Raw genomic sequence first — 1461 nt, forward strand, 5'->3', positions numbered from 1 at the left:
TTACCCAATTCGATTTTTTTATTACCACTTGCTGACTTTAAAAAGAACGATGCAACTGAATTATTAGGGCATAAAAAAACCCCATCTTCATCTGTAACACCTTCTATCGAATTACATTGATAATTTAAACCAACAACAGGCTCATCTAAAAACTGAGTAGCAATACAATAATCTTTATCTTGGCAGGTCGTTGTTGTTTCTGCATCATTATTTTTAGCATTAGGATTTGATAAAGTATTACTTTCTTCACCACAAGCCATTAATAACGAAATCATCGCTGGCAACAGCAGCAAACGAGACGATAATTTCATACAGTTCTCCAATATTAATATGGCACGCACTTTAAAGTTATATGACTTACGCGTTTATTAGGCCAGTTAAATTATTTTTCGATAAGCAATGAGCCGTAATTTTGTAATGGTAAACTTATTTTTACTTGTTCATCAGGCGGATACAAAAGTATGTATTTGCTAGATGTTGGCAATGTCAACAACCCATCAACCGCACTATATTGATTATCATTAGCCGCTTTGGCATAACTCCAATATTGCCAAGCCCCCTCTAATACACACCCTTGTTCATCTAAAAAAACAATGATGGGCAAGTAAAATTTTGGCTTTTTTTGACTATTGGCAAAACTAGAGATACGTACAACCTCAGCTGTTAATAAATTTTTTTCTAGGCTCAGGATTTTATCTGGCTGATTAGCACTAAAATCTGACTTGTCAATCCATAAGGCATTGGATGCTTTAAACAGACGACTAGGCTTTAATCGTTTAGTTTGTTGACAATACGATGATAAATTATGCCATTTAGATAACAATGCTTCTTTTGTAATGATTTGATATTCGGGCGAAAATTTAATTTCTTGCTTAGGTGCTTGTGGCGTAGTTGTTGACTCAACAGTTTTATGTTCACCTTCTAATATCTTTTCACCTAATGCACCTGTAGGAACATAATAAAAACGTTTTTTGGCAGGTTGCTCGGACTGTTGCTTAATCAATGTATCGGAATCAATATATTGCTCACCCTCAAGCTCATATTTACTAGGTGTTTGAATAACTGACTTTACAGGTGTATTAACATCGGTTTCTTGCTTTGTATTGTCTACAGCTTCACTCTTAATAACCTGAACACGCCCTTGCGCATCTACAGTGCTGTAAATACGCTCCTGAGCTTGAACGGCAGATGCACACAACAAAACCAAACTGAATAACCGAACTAAATTATTCATTACCAACGGGTCCGATAAACAAGTCCCATGATATTAATAATGGCTTTGGTTTTAGCATCTAAACCCGCATAAGGGTTATACATGGCATTATTAATACCCGTTTGGTTTAATAGACTACTTGTTCCTGCGGGTACGGTATCGCGGCTACGCAAGTGCATAAGCGTTAAATCAATGTCAGTATCACGGTCAAAGCGATAGCCAACACCCAAACCAAACATTTTTGCGGC

At 36.5% G+C, this 1461-nt stretch carries 2 protein-coding genes and 1 pseudogene; all 3 read right to left on the reverse strand.

Annotated features, from left to right (window positions below; translation table 11 throughout):
* On the reverse strand, nucleotides 1–311 hold a 311-nt coding region (locus Q0212_RS07150), incomplete at its 3' end, for a hypothetical protein (RefSeq protein WP_297923989.1).
* Between the two features lie 71 nt (nucleotides 312–382).
* Complete coding sequence (gene filE / locus Q0212_RS07155; protein WP_297923991.1) at nucleotides 383–1234, reverse strand: putative pilus assembly protein FilE; 852 nt, start codon at nucleotides 1232–1234, stop codon at nucleotides 383–385.
* A pseudogene (locus Q0212_RS07160) lies at nucleotides 1234–1461 on the reverse strand (long-chain fatty acid ABC transporter); the annotation flags it as partial. The gene filE and the pseudogene Q0212_RS07160, both read right to left, overlap by 1 nt.

The sequence above is a fragment of the uncultured Agitococcus sp. genome (assembly GCF_937920075.1).
Taxonomy (GTDB): Bacteria; Pseudomonadota; Gammaproteobacteria; order Pseudomonadales; family Moraxellaceae; genus Agitococcus.